Origin of the sequence: Pseudomonas sp. CIP-10, from assembly GCF_020911845.1 — a bacterium.
In the GTDB taxonomy this organism is placed as follows: Bacteria; Pseudomonadota; Gammaproteobacteria; order Pseudomonadales; family Pseudomonadaceae; genus Aquipseudomonas; species Aquipseudomonas alloputida.
On record NZ_CP087160.1, the window covers coordinates 415535 to 433871 of the forward strand.

Below are 18337 nucleotides of genomic sequence, written 5' to 3' on the forward strand. Positions count from 1 at the left end.
GGAACAAAACCCCAAACCACGAGTCAAACCCCTCGTTTCCCGGCCATCCCGGCCAACGAGGTCCCTCCCGATGAAAGCATTCACCCTGGCAACCCTGATGACCCTGGCTGCAAGCCCGGTGTTCGCCTTCAACCTCAGCGACGCTGCCAACGCCGTGTCCGCCATGCAAAACCAGAAACAACAAGGCCAGGTGCAGGCCCCCGAGGCGCAGGCCAATCTGCTCAATACCCTGGGCAGCCAGTTGAACATCACCCCCGAACAGGCGGTAGGCGGGGCAGGGGCCATGCTGGGGCTGGCGCGCAACAACCTTAGCAGCGATGACTATGGGCAACTGACCAAGGCGGTGCCAGGGCTGGACCTGCTGGCCGGTGCAAATGCGCTGGGCGGGTTAAGTGGGTTGAGTGATTTGCTGGGCAAGAACAGCGAAAGCCAGTCGGCCTTGAGCAATGCGCTGGGCAACAACGTGGAAAACCGCAGCGACCTGGACAGTGCGTTCAAGGCGCTGGGCATGGACACCGGGATGATCGGGCAGTTTGCGCCGTTGCTGCTGCAGTACCTGGGGCAACAGGGGATTGCCGGGGCGTTGTTGCAGAATCTGGGGAGTTTGTGGGCCACACCGGCGCCATTGGCTCAGCCCTCGGTCTGAAGGTCGGGTGAGGATTCTTGCGCAGTCTGCCCGGGCCTCTTCGCAGGGTACCCGCGAAGAGGCCCGGGCAGACACTTAAAAAACATCAGCTCATTTCCTGCCGTAGCTGCTCGATCCGCTGGTCCTTGGCCACCCACAACTGGTTGACCCAGGCCTGCACCGTTTGCCGAAACTCGGGATCATTCTCGTAATCCCCCGCCCACAACGCCGGGTCCAGCTCACGCACCTGAATGTCGATAATCACCCGGCTGATGCTGCCATTGAGCAAGTCCCAAAACCCCGGCGCCTTGTTGCCGGGGTACACGATGGTCACGTCCAGCAGGGCATCCAGCTGCTCGCCCAATGCGGCGAGCACAAACGCCACACCGCCCGCCTTGGGCTTGAGCAGGTAGCGATACGGCGACTGCTGCTCCTGGCGCTTGGCTTCGGTAAACCGGGTGCCTTCCAGGTAGTTGACCACCGTCACTGGCTGGCGCTTGAACAGCTCGCAGGCCGCCTTGGTGATTTCCAGGTCCTTGCCCTTGAGCTCCGGGTGCTTTTCCAGAAACGCCTTGCTGTAGCGCTTCATGAACGGGTAATCCAGCCCCCACCAGGCCAGGCCAAGCAACGGCACCCAGATCAGCTCCTTTTTCAGGAAGAACTTGAAGAACGGTGTCCGGCGGTTGAGGCTTTCGATCAGCGCCGGGATGTCGACCCAGGTCTGGTGGTTGCTCACGGCCAGGTACGAGGTGTCCTTGCGCAGGTTTTCCACACCGCGGATGTCCCACTGAGTAGGGATGCACAGGGCGAAGATGGCTTTGTCGATTTCCGACCAGGTTTCGGCCACCCACATCACCGCCCACGACGCGTAGTCGCGGCCACGGCCTGGCAACACCAGCTTTAGCAGGGCGAAGACCAGCAGCGGGCAGATCAACACCACGGTGTTGAGCAGCAGCAGGGTGGTAGTGAGAATGCCGGTCAGCAGGCGACGCATAAAGAGACTCTTGTTGTGGGAGATAAACGGTTGGCAATGATAAGCAGGGCGGTGGCCTACGCCAAATGTCCAATGCCCGACGGCGGGGACAAATGTTTCACATTATGTTGGTTAGGCTCGTGACAGCGAACCTATCTGCCCAGTGCAGTCTAAGCATTGACCCTCTCAAGGAAGCCTGCTTGTGAAATCTCTTTTAGCCATGTTGTCGCTGTTGGCGCTGCCGGTGATGGCCGCCGAACCCACTATCTACGGCCGTTACGAGAATATTGCCCTGCCTGAACTGGGCGAAACCCTGAAAGCCAAGATGGACACTGGCGCCTTCACCGCGTCGCTGTCGGCCAAGGATATCGAGCTGTTCACCCGCGATGGGGACGAGTGGGTGCGCTTCCGCCTGGCGACCAAGGAATCGGACGGCAAGGTGTACGAGCACAAGGTCTCGCGGATCAGCAAGATCAAGGGCCGTGCCGATGAAGAGGACGAAGGGGATGCGCCAGAGATCTCCAAGCGCCCGGTGGTCGACCTGGAGTTGTGCCTGGGGGATGTGAAGCGCACCGTCGAGGTGAATCTGGTGGACCGCAGCAACTTCAACTACCCGCTGCTGGTGGGTTCCAAGGCGCTGCGCGAGTTCAAGGCTGCGGTCAACCCGGCGAAGAAGTTCACTGCTGGCAAGCCAGGCTGCTGATCTGAAGCGTGCGCCATACAATGTAGGAGCGGGCTTGCCCGCGAACACACATAATGGGGTGTCAGGCACCGGCTTCGCCGGTGTTCGCGGGCAAGCCCGCTCCTACACTGAAATGTGCCAACCTTCAAAACCGCAAGGCCGGACGCCATGCCTCATATCCTCATCGTCGAAGACGAAGCCGCCATCGCCGACACCCTGGTCTACGCCCTGCAGGCTGACGGTCACAGCACCGAGTGGGTAACCCTGGGCAGTGCCGCCCTCGACCAGCAGCGCCAGCGCCCGGCCGACCTGGTCATCCTCGACATCGGCCTGCCCGACATCAGTGGCTTCGAAACCTGTCGCCAGCTGCGTCGGTTCACCGAGGTGCCGGTGATGTTTCTCAGCGCGCGGGACGGTGAAATCGACCGCGTCGTGGGCCTGGAAATCGGTGCCGACGACTACGTGGTAAAACCATTCAGCCCTCGTGAAGTGGCAGCGCGCGTTCGGGCGATCCTCAAACGCATGGCCCCGAGGGCCGAGGTTGTCGGCGAAACCACCTTGTTCCAGCTCGACACCTTGCGCATGCAGATTACCTACCGCAGCCAGCCGCTCACGCTGACCCGGCATGAGTTCCGCTTGCTGCAATGCCTGCTCGAACAACCGCAGCGGGTGTTCAGCCGCGAACAGCTGCTCGACGCTTTGGGCGTGGCCTCCGACGTGGGCTACGAGCGCACCATCGACAGCCATATCAAGAGCCTGCGCGCCAAGCTGCGCCAGGTAGCGGGTGACGCCGAGCCGATCCAGACCCATCGCGGCCTCGGTTACAGCTATAGCCCGGAGCACGCCTGATGCGCTTGGGCATTCGCATCTTTCTGGTGTACTTCCTGTTCGTCGGCTTGGCCGGTTACTTCTTGCTCAATACCGTACGCGAACAGATTCGCCCGGTAGTGCGCCAATCCTCCGAAGAAACCTTGGTAGACACTGCCAACCTGCTGGCAGAAATCCTGCGGGATGACGTCAAGGCTGGCACCCTGAACCAGGGCCGCCTGCCCGAGGTGCTCGAGGCCTACGGCTCGCGCAGCCCGGGCGCACAGATCTGGGGGCTGGCCAAGAACCAGGTCAGCCACCGCATCTATGTCACTGACGCCAAGGGCATCGTGTTGCTGGACTCCAGTGGCGAGGCCCTGGGCAAGGATTACTCGCAGTGGAATGACGTGCTGCTGACCCTGCGAGGCCAGTATGGCGCCCGCTCCACCCGCAGCGACCCCAACGACGAAAGCACCTCGGTGATGCACGTTGGCGCGCCGATCATCGACAACGGCAAGATCATCGGCGTTGTCACCGTCGCCAAGCCCAATAGCTCATTGCAACCCTACATCGACCGCTCCGAGCGGCGCCTGCTCACCCTGGGGCTAGGGCTGATCGGCCTGGGCTTGCTGATCGGCGCGGCTCTGTCGTGGTGGCTTGCGCGCTCGCTGCGCAAGTTGGCAGGTTATGCGCAGGCGGTCAGCGAAGGGGAACGTGCGGAGCTTCCGCATTACAAGGGCGGCGAGCTGGCGAACCTGGCACAGGCAGTGGAACGCATGCGCACCCAGCTGGAAGGCAAGGCCTATGTCGAGCGCTACGTGCACACCCTGACTCACGAGCTGAAAAGCCCGCTGGCGGCCATCCGTGGTGCTTCCGAGCTGTTGCAGGGCGAGGATATGCCCGCTGATCAGCGGGCACGCTTTGCCGGCAATATCGAGCGCGAGAGCGAGCGGTTGCAACAGATGATCGAGCGGCTGCTCAACCTGGCCAGGGTCGAGCAGATGCAGGCGCTGGAGGACGAGCAGCAGGTGGCGCTGGCGGCGTTGGTCGATGAGTTGCTGCTGGCCCATGCGGCGCGTATCGAAGGCGCCCGTTTGCAGGTACGTCAGCGGGTGCCTGCCACTTTGCGCTTGCTCTGCGATCCGTTTCTGATGCGCCAGGCGTTGGCCAATCTGCTCGACAACGCACTGGACTTCACTCCGGAAGGTGGCACGCTGCTGTTCGACCTGGAGCGCGATGGCGAACGGGTGGCGTTGAGTTTGTTCAACCAGGGGCAAGCGATACCGGCCTATGCCATCGGGCGGGTCAGCGAGCGGTTCTACTCGCTGCCGCGGCCCGGGAGCGGGCGCAAGAGTACCGGGCTGGGGCTGAACTTCGTGGCCGAGGTGATGCAGCTGCATGGCGGAGCCTTGGCGGTGGACAACGTCGATGGCGGGGTGCGGGTGCGGCTGTGGCTGCCGGTGCGGCGCATCAGCTGAGACAGCCGGGGCTGCACAGCAGCCCCAAATACACGTAAATCACACACGCGCTCCACAAAGCCTCCATGCAAGGCGCAGACACTGCGCCCAATGCCACAGGAGGCCACATGAACAAGACCCTCGGTTTCAAACTCGGCATGATCGCCATGCTGATGTTGCTGCTGCTCATCCCGCTACTGCTGATCAACGGCCTGATCGACGAACGCCAGGCCATGCGCGACGGCGTGTTGCGCGATATTGCCCAGAGCACCAGCTTCGACCAGCAACTCAGCGGCCCGCTGCTGGTGGTGCCGTACCGCAAGTACCAGCGCCGCTGGATCGAAAAGGACGGTGAGCGTACCCAGGAAACCAGCACCATCGCCGGCCACCTGTACTTCCTGCCGGAAACCTTCGACGCCGACCTGGGTGTGGACACCGAACTGCGCGCCCGAGGCATCTACCAGGCGCGGTTGTTTCACACCAAAGGCCGTATCAGCGGCCGCTTCAAGCTCCCGGCGCATTGGGGCATCGACAAGGACTTTGACGACTACCGCTTCGACACGCCGTTCCTGGTGGTGGGCATCAGTGATATCCGCGGTATCGAAAGTGCTCTGGAGCTGAGCATGGACGAGCAAAAAGTGCCGTTCGAGCCCGGCACCCAGCTCGACTGGATGCGCGGCGGCGTACACGCCAGCCTGCCGGGGCTGGACGGGCTACAGGCGCGAGCGTTCAGTTATGGCTTTGACCTGGCGCTGCAAGGTACCGGCCAGTTGCACGTGGTCCCCGTGGGCCGTACCAGCAGCGTGGACATGCGCGCCAACTGGCCGCACCCGAGCTTCGTCGGCAACTACTTGCCCAACCGCCGCGAAATCGATGCTCAAGGCTTCAGTGCCCATTGGCAAACCTCGTTCTTTGCCACCAACCTTGAGGATGCCATCCGCCAGTGCGCTAACGCCGGGCAGTGTACGGATTTCAGTGAGCGTAGCTTTGGCGTGAGTTTTATAGACCCGGTGGACCAGTACCTGAAAAGCGAGCGGGCAATCAAATACGCGTTGTTGTTCATTGCCCTGACCTTTGCCGGCTTCTTCCTGTTCGAGGTAATGAAGAACCTGAGCGTGCACCCCGTGCAGTACATCCTGGTGGGCGTGGCGCTGGCGTTCTTCTACCTGCTGCTGCTGTCGTTATCCGAGCACATTGGCTTTGGCCTGGCGTATGGGCTGTCGGCTTCGGGCTGTGTGCTGCTGATCGGCTTCTACCTGAGCCATGTTTTACGCAGCCTGTGGCGAGGGGTGGGTTTTGCAGCGGGTTTGGCGGCGTTGTACGCGCTGCTCTTCGGGCTGCTGAGTGCCGAAGACTATGCGCTGCTGATGGGGTCGCTGTTGTGTTTCGGCTTGCTTGGGGTGTTCATGGTGCTGACCCGGCGGCTGGACTGGACGCGTGTGGGGAGGGCGGCATGAGGGAGGATAGAGAGATCGGGCGCTGGTTGGCGCTCAGGATCGGGCTGTTGTTTCCTGTGATACCGAGGTGAGGCCTTCGCGGGCACGCCCGCTCCCACAAGCCCACCACAGATAGCGCACACTGTGGAAAACCTTGTAGGAGCGGGTTTACCCGCGAAGGGGCCCTCAGGCCACTGGCGCTGTAGCGACCATCGATGGCCGCTTGACCACCTCGGCATACCACGCCGCCAACCCAGGCTGGTGCTCGCGCCAGCCAAACCCGGGCTGACGCAAATCCAGATAGCCCAGCGCACAGGCCACACCAATCGCCGCCAGGTCGAAGCCGGAGATCAGCTCCGGCAAGTGCTCCTGCTCCAGGTTGGCCAGGCTACGGCGGATCTTGTCACCCTGCGCCTGCAGCCAGCCATCCCAGCGCTTGTCTTCTGGCCGCAGGAAGCTCTCATACCGGCTCGACACCGCCGCATCCATGATCGCATCGGCCTGTGATACCAAGGTCATGCGCCGCCAGCGCGCCGAACCTTCACGCGGCAGCAGCGGCAGGCCAACGTGCTGCAGGTCGAGGTACTCGCAGATTACCCGGCTGTCGTGCAGCACGGTGCCGTCTTCCAGGCGCAGGGCCGGGATCTTGCCGATCGGGTTGTCCTGGTTGAGCTGCGGGTCGCCGCTCACCGGGCTGATGTTCACCGGCTGCAGCTGCACACGCTCAAGCTGGCCGGTCTCGTGCAACACCACCATGACCTTGCGCACGAAAGGCGACAACGGCGAGTGGAACAGGGTCATCGTGCTCATGCTTCAGTTACCTTGCAGGCTGGGTGGCAGGCACACGCCGGTGCCGCCGATGCCGCAGTAGCCGTCCGGGTTCTTGGCCAGGTACTGCTGGTGGTAGGCCTCGGCGAAATAGACGGTCGGTGCCTGGTCGATTTCGGTGGTGATTTCGCCGAAGCCGGCCTTGCTCAGCTCGGCCTGGAAGGCGTCGCGGCTGGCCTTGGCCTGTTCCAGCTGTTCCGGGCTGGTGCAGTAGATGGCCGAGCGGTACTGGGTGCCGATGTCGTTGCCCTGGCGCATGCCTTGGGTCGGGTTGTGCAGCTCCCAGAACATTGCCAGCAGTTCGCGGTAGCTGACCTTGTCCTTGTCGAACACCACCAGCACCACTTCGGTGTGGCCGGTCAGGCCCGAGCAGACTTCTTCGTAGGTAGGGTGCGGGGTGAAGCCGCCGGCGTAGCCGACCACGGTGCTGACCACACCTTCACGCTGCCAGAAGCGGCGCTCCGCGCCCCAGAAGCAACCCAGGCCGAAGATGGCGAAGTCGATGGCGCCTTCGAAGAACGGGCCGAGCAGCGGGGTGTCTTTGAAGACGTAGTGGAACTCGGGCAGGCTCATTGGTGTGTCGCGGCCAGGCAGGGCCTGTTCCGCAGTTGGCATGACGTTTTTGTTCACCAGGATTTCCGAACGCAGGACCATGGCCGTTCCTCTGTATGTCATTGAGATGGGGGCTGGGGCCTTCGCGGGTAAACCCGCGAAAGGGCCCGAATGGCTTCTATAGTGCCCGAGGATTACGCAGCTGTCAGGCCACCGGGCCACGCGGATAGCGCTTCAGCCGTTCGGCCAGCTCGCGCCCGGGAATCGGCCGGTCGAACAGGTAGCCCTGGCCCACATCGCAGCGGTGACGGCGTAGGAATGCCAGCTGCTCCGGCGTCTCGATCCCTTCGGCCACCACCTTCAGCTTCAGGTTGTGGGCCATGGCCACCACCGCCGAGGTGATTTCCATGTCGTCCTGGTTGTCGGGGATTTCGTTGATGAAGCTGCGATCGATCTTGAGGATGTCGATCGGAAACTTCTTCAGGTAGCTCAGCGACGAATAGCCGGTGCCGAAGTCGTCCATGGCCAAGGTCAGGCCCAGGGCCTTCAGCTCGTCCAGCTGGCGGTGGGTGTCTTCGCTGGCTTCCAGCAGCAGGCCTTCGGTCAACTCCAGCTCCAGCAGGTGCGGGGGCAGGGCTTCTTCCTTGAGGATGGTGCTGATCGACGCCACCAGGTCCGGGTCGGAGAACTGTTTGGGCGACAGGTTGATGGCTACATGCAGGTTGCCCAGGCCGGCCTTGCGCAGTTGCTGGCTCATGCAGCACGCCTGGCGCACTACCCATTTGCCGATAGGGATGATCAGGCCGGTTTCCTCGGCCACGCTGATGAACTGGTCCGGGCGGATCATGCCGCGTTCGGGGTGGTTCCAGCGCAGCAGCGCTTCCAGGCCCAGCAGGCGACCGCTGCGCAGGCACAGCTTGGGCTGGTAGAACACGTCCAGCTCATTCTGGGTCAGGGCACGGCGCAGGTTGTTCTCGACGAACAGCTTGTAGCTGGCTTCGGCGTTGAGCACTTCGGTAAACACCTGTACCTGGTGTTTACCGTTGGCCTTGGCCTTGTGCAATGCAAGGCCGGCATTCTTCATCAGGCTGGCCGGGTCGACGCCGTGCAACGGTGCACAGGCCAGGCCTACCGAGGCGGTGACGTTGATCAGCTGGTTGTCGACGAACATCGGCTTGTCGAGGGTGCACAGCAACTGCTGGGCGACGCCTTGGCCATCTTCAAGGCTGGTGTGGTCGAGCAGCACGGCGAACTCGTTACTGGCAAAGCGCGCCAGGATGCCACCGCTGTGCAGGCTGTTGCGCAAACGCCTGGCCAGGCTGATCAACAGCTTGTCGCCGGTCTGGTGGCCTAGGCTGTCGTTGATGCGCTTGAAGTTGTCGATGTCCACCAGCAGCAGGCACATCGAGCTTTCGCCATCGCGGGCGAAGCGCTCGTCCAGGCTGCGGATGAACGCCGGGCGGTTGCCCAGGTTGGTGAGGTTGTCGGTGTAAGCCAGGCGTTCGATGCGTTGTTGGGCCAGCTTGGTCTGGGTGACGTCTTCGTAGATGCCGATGTAGTGGGTCAGCTCACGGTTGTCACCGTACACCTTGGAAATCGACAACTGGCCCCAGTACGGCTCCAGGTTTTTGCGCCGGCTCTTAAACTCGCCCTGCCAACTGTTGCCCATGGCCAGGCTCGACGGCGAGTCGAACAGCAGTTCGCTGAGGTTCTCCAGGGCCGGTAGCTCGCCCAGCTGGCGGCCCTGCACTTCGTCGGTACTGTACTGGGTGATGGCGGTGAAGCTGGGGTTGACGTACTCCACCCGGCCGTCGCGGTTCACCAGCAGAAAGGCGCTGGCGCTCTGCTCGACCGCACGCTGGAACAGGTGCAGGGCGCTGGCCGCAGCCCGTCGTTTGTGGTTTGTGATCACTTGGGCGAACTGGTCGGCCAGCTCGCCGGCAAAGGCAATTTCGTCCGACTGCCAGGCCCGTGGCTGGCCGGTTTGCTCCAGGCACAGCACGCCAATCACCTGGCCATCGACACGGATGCTGGCGTCGAGCATGGCCTTGTTTTCCGGGCGCATGCTTTGCGCCAGGGCGCGGGTGCGCGGGTCGTGGCCGGCGTTGTGAGCGTCGATGGCGCGGCTTGCGTGCAGTGCATCCAGGTAGTCGGGGAAGCGGCTGGCATCGATGGCTTCGGGCTGGCGGTGCTCCTGTGCGTCGCGGTACCAGGCGATGATCGGTTCCAGGCGTTGGTCTTCCAGGTGCCAGATGCTGGCGCTGTCGACCTTGTAGATTTCGCAGGCGCTCTGGGTGATCAGCTGGGCCGCTTCGAGCAGCGAGTTGCCCGCGCTGTAGCGATGGCGGGCGAGGCGCAGGATAAGGTCCTGCTGGCCGCGCACCCGCTCCAGGTGCTCCAGTTGTTCTTGCTGCGTGCGCTGGTTCAGCTGCAGGGCCAGTTGCAGGCGGTTGTTGCGTGACTCCAGGTCGCTGGCGCCGGGTTCGCCGGTCTCTTCCTGCTGGTCGTCGAGCACGCTCAGGTAGCCGCGCAACAGCTGGCGGTTGTGTTGCTTGTAGGCTTCACCCGCTTCCAGCAGGCGCAGCGAGGTGCTCGGCGTGTGCAGGGTGTAGCGCACGCGATAGTAGCCGCGCTGGGCCAGTTGCAACTGGATTTCGTCGTGCAGCCGGTAGCGTGCCTCGGGTTCCATCAGGCTGGCGTAGGGCGCGTCAATCAGGGCACATAACTCGCCGGTTTTCAGGCCGAACTGGCGCTCACAGGCTGGGTCAAGGTAGAGCATGGCCCAGGTGGCTTCGTTGAGCCTTTCGAAACGCAGCATGCCGAGCCGCGAGGGCACGGGTAACTGTGTCACGACCTCGGCCGCCACACGGCTGGCGGCATCGGGTTGGCTTTTCATCGAAGACTCGCTTGAAGAGGGAACGCTGCCTTGTGGCTGCGGCGGATTTGGCAAGGTTGCATCATGTCCCGAGGGCTGGCAAGCGGCCATGCTTGATGCTGTGGACAGGTTATCGGCTGACGTGGCCGATTCTGCAGTTTGGCTGGAGATTTTGGGGCCGCTTTGCGGCCCATCGCGACACAAGGCCGCTCCCACAGGGATCGCGCCAGCTTTTAGAAATTGAGCAAGACAGTTACTCCCACAATGTGGACTGCGATTGCCTGTGGGAGCGGCCTTGTGTCGCGAAAGGAGGGCGAAGCCCTCCCAGCTTTTTCCAGGCAAAAAAAAGCCCCGCCAATCGACGGGGTTGAGGTACGAGCGTGGCAGCTCGAAAAGGGTACTGCCCCTCGCAAGGAGGGGCAGTGTGCTGGCTTACAGCAGCATGGTGCGGATATCGCCCAGCACGTCGCCCAGGCGCTTGGTGAAGCGCGCGGCGGCAGCGCCGTTGATCACACGGTGATCGTAGGACAGCGACAGCGGCAGCATCAGCTTTGGCTGGAAGGCCTTGCCATCCCAGACTGGCTGCATGGTCGCCTTGGAGACGCCCAGGATAGCCACTTCCGGCGCGTTGACGATCGGCGTGAAGCCGGTGCCGCCAATGTGGCCGAGGCTGGAGATGGTGAAGCAAGCGCCTTGCATCTCGTCGGCCGACAGCTTCTTGGTGCGCGCCTTCTCGGCCAGTGCAGCGGCTTCGGCAGCCAGTTGCAGCAGGCTCTTCTGGTCGACGTTCTTGATCACAGGGACCAGCAGGCCGTCCGGGGTGTCCACGGCAAAGCCGATGTGCACGTACTTCTTGCGGATGATGGCCTTGCCGCTTGGCGCCAGCGAGCTGTTGAAGTCCGGCAGTTCCTTGAGCAGGAAGGCGCAGGCCTTGAGCAGCAGAGGCAGCACGGTCAGCTTCACGCCAGCTTTCTCGGCCACGGCCTTCTGCGCAACGCGGAAGGCTTCCAGCTCGGTGATGTCGGCAGAGTCGAACTGGGTCACGTGCGGCACGTTGAGCCAGCTGCGGTGCAGGTTGGCAGCACCGACCTGCATCAGGCGGGTCAGGGCCACTTCTTCCACTTCACCGAACTTGCTGAAGTCCACGGCAGGGATCGGCGGGATGCCAGCACCACCGGTCGCACCGGCGGCTGCCGGCGCTTCCTTGGCCTTCTGCATCATGGCCTTGACGTAGACCTGCACGTCTTCTTTCAGGATGCGACCGTGCGGGCCGGTGGCAGCAACTGCACCCAGCTCGACACCGAATTCACGGGCCAGCTGACGAACAGCGGGGCCTGCGTGAACCTTGGCATTGCTGCCAGCGGCCGGTGCGGTAGCAGCCGGTGCAGGGGCAGCAGCCGGGGCTGCAGCGGCAGGTGCGGCAGCCGGAGCAGCCTCAGCCTTGGCTGGTGCAGGAGCAGCAGCCGGTGCCGGCGCGGCAGCCGGGGCGGCACCCGCCACTTTCAGCTTGAAGATCAGGTCGCCAGTGCCGACTTCGTCTTCCAGCTTGCACAGCACTTCTTCGACCACGCCGGCGGCCGGCGACGGGATTTCCATGGAAGCCTTGTCGGACTCCAGGGTAATCAGCGACTGGTCGGCTTCGACGGTGTCGCCGACCTTGACCAGCACTTCGATGATCTTGGCCTTGCCCGACGAACCGATGTCCGGCACGTGGATGTCCTGCACGCTGGCAGCAGCCGGGGCTGCGGCCGGAGCAGCCGGAGCGGCTTCAGCGGCTGGCGCTGGCGCCGCAGCCGGAGCAGCGGCAGCGGCCGGAGCCTCAGGGGCCGCAGCAGCGGCGCCCTCGGCTTCCAGGACCAGCAGCTCGTCGCCTTCTTTCAGGCGGTCGCCCAGCTTGACCTTCAGTTCCTTGATGACGCCGGCCTTGGGCGCCGGAATTTCCATGGAGGCCTTGTCGGACTCCAGGGTCAGCAGGCTCTGGTCAGCCTCGATACGATCACCGACCTTGACGAACAGCTCGATGATTTCACCTTCACCGCTGCCGATGTCAGGTACGCGAATGAGTTCGCTCACTTAAAAATACTCCTCAGCAGTCCAGTGGGTTGCGCTTGTCCGGGTCGATACCGAACTTGACGATAGCGTCTGCAACAACCTTGGGTTCGATCTCGCCACGGTCAGCCAGGGCTTCCAGGGCAGCCAGCACCACGAAGTGGCGGTCGACTTCGAAGAAGTGACGCAGCTTCTTGCGGCTGTCGCTGCGACCGTAACCGTCGGTACCCAGGACTTTGAACTCTTTGCTCGGTACCCACTGGCGAATCTGCTCGGCGAACAGCTTCATGTAGTCGGTAGAGGCGATAACCGGGCCTTTGCGACCGTTCAGGCACTGCTCGACGTAGGTCTGCTGTGGCTTCTGGCCAGGCTTCAGGCGGTTGGCGCGTTCCACGGCCAGGCCGTCGCGGCGCAGTTCGTTGAAGCTGGTGACGCTCCACACGTCGGCACCGACGTTGAACTCTTCACGCAGGATCTTCGCGGCTTCGCGGACTTCGCGCAGGATGGTGCCGGAGCCCATCAGCTGTACGTGGTGTGCGGCTTCGCGGGTGTCCTCTTCCAGCAGGTACATGCCCTTGATGATGCCTTCCTCGACACCGGCCGGCATGGCTGGCTGCTGGTAGGATTCGTTCATCACGGTGATGTAGTAGAAGATGTCCTGTTGCTCTTCGGTCATCTTCTTCATGCCGTCCTGGATGATCACCGCCAGCTCGTAGCCGTAGGTCGGATCGTAGGTGCGGCAGTTCGGGATGGTGCCCGCCATCATGTGGCTGTGACCGTCTTCGTGCTGCAGGCCTTCACCGTTGAGGGTGGTACGGCCGGCGGTACCGCCGATCAGGAAGCCACGGGTGCGGCTGTCGCCAGCGGCCCAGGCCAGGTCGCCAATACGCTGGAAACCGAACATCGAGTAGAAGATGTAGAACGGCAGCATCGGCTGGTTGTGGCAGCTGTACGAGGTACCGGCAGCGATGAACGACGACATGGCGCCGGCTTCGTTGATGCCTTCCTCGAGGATCTGGCCCTTCTTGTCTTCGCGGTAGAACATCACCTGGTCTTTATCAACTGGCTCGTAGAGCTGGCCGACCGACGAGTAGATGCCCAACTGGCGGAACATGCCTTCCATACCGAAGGTACGGGCTTCGTCCGGGATGATCGGGACGATGCGCTGGCCGATGTCCTTGTCCTTGACCAGCTGCGCCAGAATACGCACGAAGGCCATGGTGGTGGAGATTTCGCGGTCGCCCGAGCCGTCCAGGATCGCTTTCAGCGTTTCCAGTGGCGGGGTCGGCACGCTGAAGCTCTTGGCACGGCGCTGTGGTACGAAGCCACCCAGGGCTGCGCGGCGCTCGGCCAGGTACTTGGCTTCGGCAGAGCCTTCTTCCGGCTTGAAGAACGGCAGGTTCTCCAGGTCGGCATCCTTGACCGGGATGTCGAAGCGGTCACGGAAGTGACGCAGGCTGTCGACGTCGACCTTCTTGGTGTTGTGCGCGGTGTTCTTGGCTTCGCCAGCACCGGTGCCGTAACCCTTGATGGTCTTGGCCAGGATGACGGTCGGCTGCTCTTTGTGGTTCACAGCCTGGTGATACGCCGCGTAGACCTTGTACGGGTCGTGACCGCCACGGTTGAGCTTCCAGATCTCTTCGTCGGACAGGTCTTCGACCATGGCCTTGAGTTCCGGGGTGTTGAAGAAGTGCTCGCGAACGTACGCGCCGTCTTTGGCTTTGTAGTTCTGGTATTCGCCGTCGATGACTTCGTCCATGCGGCGCTGCAGGGCACCGTTGGTGTCCTTGGCCAGCAGTGGGTCCCAGAAACGGCCCCAGACGACTTTGTTGACGTTCCAGCCACCGCCACGGAACACGCCTTCGAGTTCCTGGATGATCTTGCCGTTGCCGCGAACCGGGCCGTCGAGGCGCTGCAGGTTGCAGTTGATGACGAAGATCAGGTTGTCCAGCTTCTCGCGGCCGGCCAGGGCGATTGCACCCAGGGATTCCGGCTCGTCGCACTCACCGTCGCCCATGAAGCACCAGACCTTCTGCTTGCCGGCCGGGATGAAGCCACGGGCTTCCAGGTACTTCATGAAGCGTGCCTGGTAGATCGCCTGGATTGGGCCCAGACCCATCGAAACGGTCGGGAACTGCCAGAAGTCAGGCATCAACCATGGGTGCGGGTACGAAGACAGGCCGTTGCCGTCCACTTCCTGACGGAAGTTGTTCATCTGGTCTTCGCTGATACGGCCTTCCATGAAGGCACGGGCGTAGACGCCAGGCGAAGCGTGGCCCTGGAAGAAGACCAGGTCGCCGCCGTGTTCTTCGGTAGGGGCCTGGAAGAAGTAGTTGAAGCCGATGTCGTACAGGGTGGCACTGGAGGCGAAGCTAGAGATGTGTCCGCCCAGGTCCGAGTCTTTCAGGTTGGTACGCATGACCATGGCCAGCGCGTTCCAACGCACCATCGAGCGAATGCGGCGTTCCATGAACAGGTCGCCAGGCATGCGTGCTTCGTGGGTGACAGGGATGGTGTTGCGGTATGGCGTGGTGATCGCATACGGCAGCTGGGAGCCACTACGGGTGGCCAGCTCGCCCATACGGGTCATCAGGTAATGAGCGCGGTCTTCGCCTTCTTTGTCGAGGACCGACTCCAGGGCATCCAGCCATTCCTGGGTTTCGATTGGATCGAGGTCTTGCATGGCTTGCTCCAGGGCGGAAAGGCAACCAGAATCGATTGCCTGAGATTGCGACTGGCCTTATGGGCAGACGTCGTGAATTCTTGGATTACCGGGGTGTCTTCCGGCGCGTTGTAGTTTTACTACATTTGCTTTCGCATTTCATGCTTTTACACGACACGAGTAGTAGTAAAACTACATTTGTGCGACGTTTGGTCGCACCTTGGCTTGTGAGGAAAAACGTTCATGTTGGTTGGCATTGTGTCGCGAACGGGTGGTTCTTGATGTTTGTTGCCAAGTTTTCGTTTTTTTCAGCTATTTCCAACTTTTGTACGACAGTCCAACCGTGGTCCGGCTTCCCCTTGGCCGCTTTTTCCCCTCTATTTCACGCCGATCAAGGATAGACCATGCGCCTACCTTTGCCCTCCGATCTGCCTGCCACCTTGCAGCCGCTGGTCACTCGCAACCAGCAGTTCATCAGCGATGCCGTGGCCGGCCACCCCGAACTCGACCTGCAGGCCTGGAGCCCGCTGCACCGGCAGCAGTTCGACCAGGTGGCTGCTGCCAGCGAGTTCGTGCTCAGCCTGGCCCAGCGCGAGCCCGCCATGCTGTTCGCCCTGCTGGCCAGTGGCGAGCTGGAGCGGCGATACGCCCCGGGTGAGCTGCGCGGGCAAATCGCCGCAACAGCCCAGGCGGCACAGAGCGAGGACGAGCTGGCGCGCAATCTGCGCCGCGCGCGCAACCGCCAGCAGTTGCGCATTATCTGGCGCGACATTACCCGTCAGGCGGAACTTGGCGAAACCTGCCGCGACCTGTCGGACCTTGCCGATGCGGCCATCGACGAAGCCTACCAATGGCTGTACCCGCGCCATTGCCAGCAATTCGGGACGCCCATCGGCAACCGCAGCGGCCAGCCGCAGCACATGGTGGTGCTGGGCATGGGCAAGCTGGGAGCGGTAGAGCTTAACCTGTCGTCGGACATCGACCTGATCTTCGGTTTCCCCGAGGGCGGTGAAACCGAAGGGGTGAAGCGCTCGCTGGATAACCAGGAGTTCTTCACGCGCCTGGGCCAAAGGCTGATCAAGGCGCTGGACCCGGTTACCGTCGACGGCTTTGTATTCCGCGTTGACATGCGCCTGCGTCCCTATGGTTCGGCGGGTGCCCTGGTGCTCAGCTTCAATGCACTGGAGCAGTACTACCAGGACCAGGGCCGTGACTGGGAACGCTACGCGATGATCAAGGCGCGGGTGGTGGCCGGCGACCAGGCGGCCGGCGCGCAGCTGCAGGAGATGCTGCGCCCGTTCGTGTACCGCCGCTACCTGGACTTTTCCGCAATCGAAGCGCTGCGCACCATGAAGCAGCTGATCCAGCAGGAAGTGCGGCGCAAGGGCATGGCCGAGAACATCAAGCTGGGTGCCGGTGGTATTCGCGAAGTGGAATTCATTGCCCAGGCTTTCCAGCTGATCCACGGCGGGCGTGACCTCAGCCTGCAGCAGCGGCCGTTGCTCAAGGTGCTGGCCACCCTGGAAGGCCAAGGCTACCTGCCGCCAGCAGTGGTGGCCGAGTTGCGCGAGGGCTATGAGTTCCTGCGCTACACCGAGCACGCCATCCAGGCCATTGCCGACCGCCAGACGCAAATGTTGCCGGAAGGTGAGACCGATCAGGCACGCGTGGCCTATGTGCTCGGTTTTGCCGACTGGCAGAGCTTCCACGACCAGCTGATGTACTGGCGTGGCCGTATCGACTGGCATTTCCGCCAGGTCATTGCCGACCCGGATGATGAAGACGGCGAAGGCGAACTGGTGGTGGGTGGTGAGTGGTCGCCGTTGTGGGAGCAGGCGCAGGATGAAGAAGCCGCTGGCCGGCAATTGCAAGAGGCTGGCTTCAAGCAACCCGCCGAAGCCTTGAGGCGCCTGGCCGGGCTGCGCTCCAGCCCGCAGTTGCGCTCGATGCAGCGCATCGGCCGTGAGCGACTTGACGCATTCATCCCACGGCTGCTTGCCCAGGCGGTGGAGCATGACAACCCCGACCTGGTGCTTGAGCGGGTGTTGCCATTGGTCGAGGCTGTGGCAAGGCGTTCTGCCTACCTGGTACTGCTGACCGAAAACCCCGGTGCCTTGCGCCGTTTGCTGACGCTGTGCGCCGCCAGCCCGTGGATTGCCGAGCAGATTGCCCTTTACCCGCTGCTGCTCGACGAACTGCTCAATGAGGGCCGCTTGTTCAGCCCGCCCTTGGCGCCAGAACTGGCCAGCGAGCTGCGCGAGCGCCTGACGCGCATCCCCGAGGACGACCTGGAGCAGCAGATGGAGGCGCTGCGCCATTTCAAGCTGGCCCACAGCCTGCGCGTGGCCGCCTCGGAAATCAGCGGCAACCTGCCGTTGATGAAAGTCAGCGACTACCTGACCTGGCTGGCGGAAGCCATCCTCGACCAGGTGTTGGCCTTGGCCTGGCGCCAGACCGTGGCCCGCCACGGCCAACCCAAGCGCAGCGACGGCAGCCTGTGCGACCCGGGTTTCATCATCATCGGTTACGGCAAGATGGGCGGCCTGGAGCTCGGCCACGGTTCGGATCTGGACCTGGTCTTCATCCATGATGGCGATCCGCAGGCGGAAACCGACGGTGCGAAGCCTATCGACAGCGCGCAGTTCTTCACGCGTCTGGGGCAGCGCATCATCCACTTGCTGACCACCCAGACCAACTCGGGCCAACTGTACGACGTGGATATGCGCCTGCGCCCGTCCGGCGCCTCGGGCCTGCTGGTCAGCTCGCTGGGCGCCTTCGAGCGCTACCAGCAGAACGAAGCCTGGACCTGGGAACACCAGGCGCTGGTGCGGGCCCGCGTGCTGGTGGGTTGCAAGCAGGTGGGTGCGGCATTCGAAGGTGTGCGCGCCAAGGTACTGGGCCAGGCTCGCGACCTGGAAAAGCTGCGCGGTGAGGTGAGTGAAATGCGCGCCAAGATGCGTGACAACCTCGGTACCAAGGCTACGGCAGCCGGTACCGCGGCGAACGCCTTCGACGCCGGTGTACCCTTCGATATCAAGCAGGATGCCGGCGGTATCGTCGATATCGAATTTATGGTGCAATACGCCGCTTTGGCCTGGTCCCATGACCATCCGGCCATACTTCGATGGACCGATAACATCCGCATTCTGGAAGAGCTGGAGCAGGCGAACCTGATGCCGGCCAGTGACGCGGTGCTGTTGCGTGAAGTGTACAAGGCGTTCCGCTCGGCCTCCCACCGCCAGGCCCTGCAGAAGCAGGCCGGGGTGATCGATGCGGCACAGTTTGCCGATGAACGCCGTGAAGTGCGGCGGATCTGGGGTGAACTGGGGCTGACTTGAGATTGTTGGGGCCGCTGTGCGGCCCTTTCGCGACACAAGGCCGCTCCCACCAT

The 18337-nt window shown here is 62.8% G+C and carries 12 protein-coding genes; 6 read left to right on the forward strand and 6 right to left on the reverse strand.

Annotated features, from left to right (window positions below):
• The first annotated feature begins 70 nt into the window (after positions 1-70).
• Positions 71-646, forward strand: coding sequence for a DUF2780 domain-containing protein (locus LMH93_RS01840; protein ID WP_003255668.1), 576 nt, complete (start codon positions 71-73; stop codon positions 644-646).
• Between the two features lie 85 nt (positions 647-731).
• On the opposite strand, the gene LMH93_RS01845 is transcribed toward LMH93_RS01840, so the two are convergent.
• Positions 732-1619: an acyltransferase gene (locus tag LMH93_RS01845; RefSeq protein WP_004576362.1), complete on the reverse strand. Its 888-nt coding sequence runs from the start codon at positions 1617-1619 to the stop codon at positions 732-734.
• Between the two features lie 181 nt (positions 1620-1800).
• Here LMH93_RS01845 and rloA2 point away from each other — a divergent pair, with 181 nt between their 5' ends.
• The 4 genes from rloA2 (at position 1801) to creD (ending at position 6001) form a co-directional block, all read left to right on the forward strand.
• Positions 1801-2301: a retropepsin-like aspartic peptidase RloA2 gene (gene rloA2 / locus LMH93_RS01850; protein ID WP_014860930.1), complete on the forward strand. Its 501-nt coding sequence runs from the start codon at positions 1801-1803 to the stop codon at positions 2299-2301.
• Between the two features lie 147 nt (positions 2302-2448).
• The gene (gene creB / locus LMH93_RS01855; protein ID WP_003255664.1) at positions 2449-3129 is read left to right on the forward strand and encodes a two-component system response regulator CreB; all 681 of its coding nucleotides are present in this window, start codon (positions 2449-2451) and stop codon (positions 3127-3129) included.
• Positions 3129-4565 carry a two-component system sensor histidine kinase CreC gene (gene creC / locus LMH93_RS01860; RefSeq protein WP_003255662.1) on the forward strand — a complete coding sequence of 479 codons (1437 nt, stop codon included), beginning with the start codon at positions 3129-3131 and terminating at the stop codon, positions 4563-4565. The genes creB and creC overlap by 1 nt, the downstream gene beginning before the upstream one ends.
• Positions 4566-4672: 107 nt before the next feature.
• Positions 4673-6001 (forward strand): cell envelope integrity protein CreD, encoded by a 1329-nt coding sequence (gene creD / locus LMH93_RS01865; RefSeq protein ID WP_230064798.1) that lies wholly within the window; start codon positions 4673-4675, stop codon positions 5999-6001.
• 165 nt (positions 6002-6166) lie between these two features.
• On the opposite strand, the gene LMH93_RS01870 is transcribed toward creD, so the two are convergent.
• From LMH93_RS01870 to aceE, 5 genes are all read right to left on the reverse strand, one after another.
• A complete protein-coding gene (locus LMH93_RS01870) occupies positions 6167-6790 on the reverse strand; it encodes a glutathione S-transferase (RefSeq protein WP_070096856.1) in 624 nt (207 codons plus the stop codon).
• Between the two features lie 3 nt (positions 6791-6793).
• On the reverse strand, positions 6794-7462 hold the full coding sequence (gene msrA / locus LMH93_RS01875) for a peptide-methionine (S)-S-oxide reductase MsrA (protein WP_010951691.1): 669 nt from the start codon (positions 7460-7462) through the stop codon (positions 6794-6796).
• Between the two features lie 103 nt (positions 7463-7565).
• A complete protein-coding gene (locus LMH93_RS01880; protein ID WP_017148050.1) occupies positions 7566-10256 on the reverse strand; it encodes a putative bifunctional diguanylate cyclase/phosphodiesterase in 2691 nt (896 codons plus the stop codon).
• Positions 10257-10667: 411 nt separating this feature from the next.
• On the reverse strand, positions 10668-12308 hold the full coding sequence (gene aceF, locus LMH93_RS01885) for a dihydrolipoyllysine-residue acetyltransferase (RefSeq protein ID WP_003255652.1): 1641 nt from the start codon (positions 12306-12308) through the stop codon (positions 10668-10670).
• A gap of 13 nt (positions 12309-12321) precedes the next feature.
• Positions 12322-14967: a pyruvate dehydrogenase (acetyl-transferring), homodimeric type gene (gene aceE, locus LMH93_RS01890; RefSeq protein ID WP_003255651.1), complete on the reverse strand. Its 2646-nt coding sequence runs from the start codon at positions 14965-14967 to the stop codon at positions 12322-12324.
• Positions 14968-15350: 383 nt separating this feature from the next.
• On the opposite strand from aceE, the gene glnE reads away from it, so the two are divergent.
• A complete protein-coding gene (glnE, locus tag LMH93_RS01895) occupies positions 15351-18284 on the forward strand; it encodes a bifunctional [glutamate--ammonia ligase]-adenylyl-L-tyrosine phosphorylase/[glutamate--ammonia-ligase] adenylyltransferase (RefSeq protein ID WP_003255650.1) in 2934 nt (977 codons plus the stop codon).
• Positions 18285-18337 lie beyond the last annotated feature (53 nt).

Bases quoted from the DNA above. Each gene is read 5' to 3' on its own strand.
- creB (WP_003255664.1), top strand. From the start codon at position 2,449: ATGCCTCATATCCTCATCGTCGAAGACGAAGCCGCCATCGCCGACACC.
- LMH93_RS01840 (WP_003255668.1), top strand. From the start codon at position 71: ATGAAAGCATTCACCCTGGCAACCCTGATGACCCTGGCTGCAAGCCCG.
- creC (WP_003255662.1), top strand. From the start codon at position 3,129: ATGCGCTTGGGCATTCGCATCTTTCTGGTGTACTTCCTGTTCGTCGGC.
- LMH93_RS01880 (WP_017148050.1), bottom strand. From the start codon at position 10,256: ATGAAAAGCCAACCCGATGCCGCCAGCCGTGTGGCGGCCGAGGTCGTG.
- msrA (WP_010951691.1), bottom strand. From the start codon at position 7,462: ATGGTCCTGCGTTCGGAAATCCTGGTGAACAAAAACGTCATGCCAACT.
- LMH93_RS01870 (WP_070096856.1), bottom strand. From the start codon at position 6,790: ATGAGCACGATGACCCTGTTCCACTCGCCGTTGTCGCCTTTCGTGCGC.
- aceE (WP_003255651.1), bottom strand. From the start codon at position 14,967: ATGCAAGACCTCGATCCAATCGAAACCCAGGAATGGCTGGATGCCCTG.
- creD (WP_230064798.1), top strand. From the start codon at position 4,673: ATGAACAAGACCCTCGGTTTCAAACTCGGCATGATCGCCATGCTGATG.
- glnE (WP_003255650.1), top strand. From the start codon at position 15,351: ATGCGCCTACCTTTGCCCTCCGATCTGCCTGCCACCTTGCAGCCGCTG.
- LMH93_RS01845 (WP_004576362.1), bottom strand. From the start codon at position 1,619: ATGCGTCGCCTGCTGACCGGCATTCTCACTACCACCCTGCTGCTGCTC.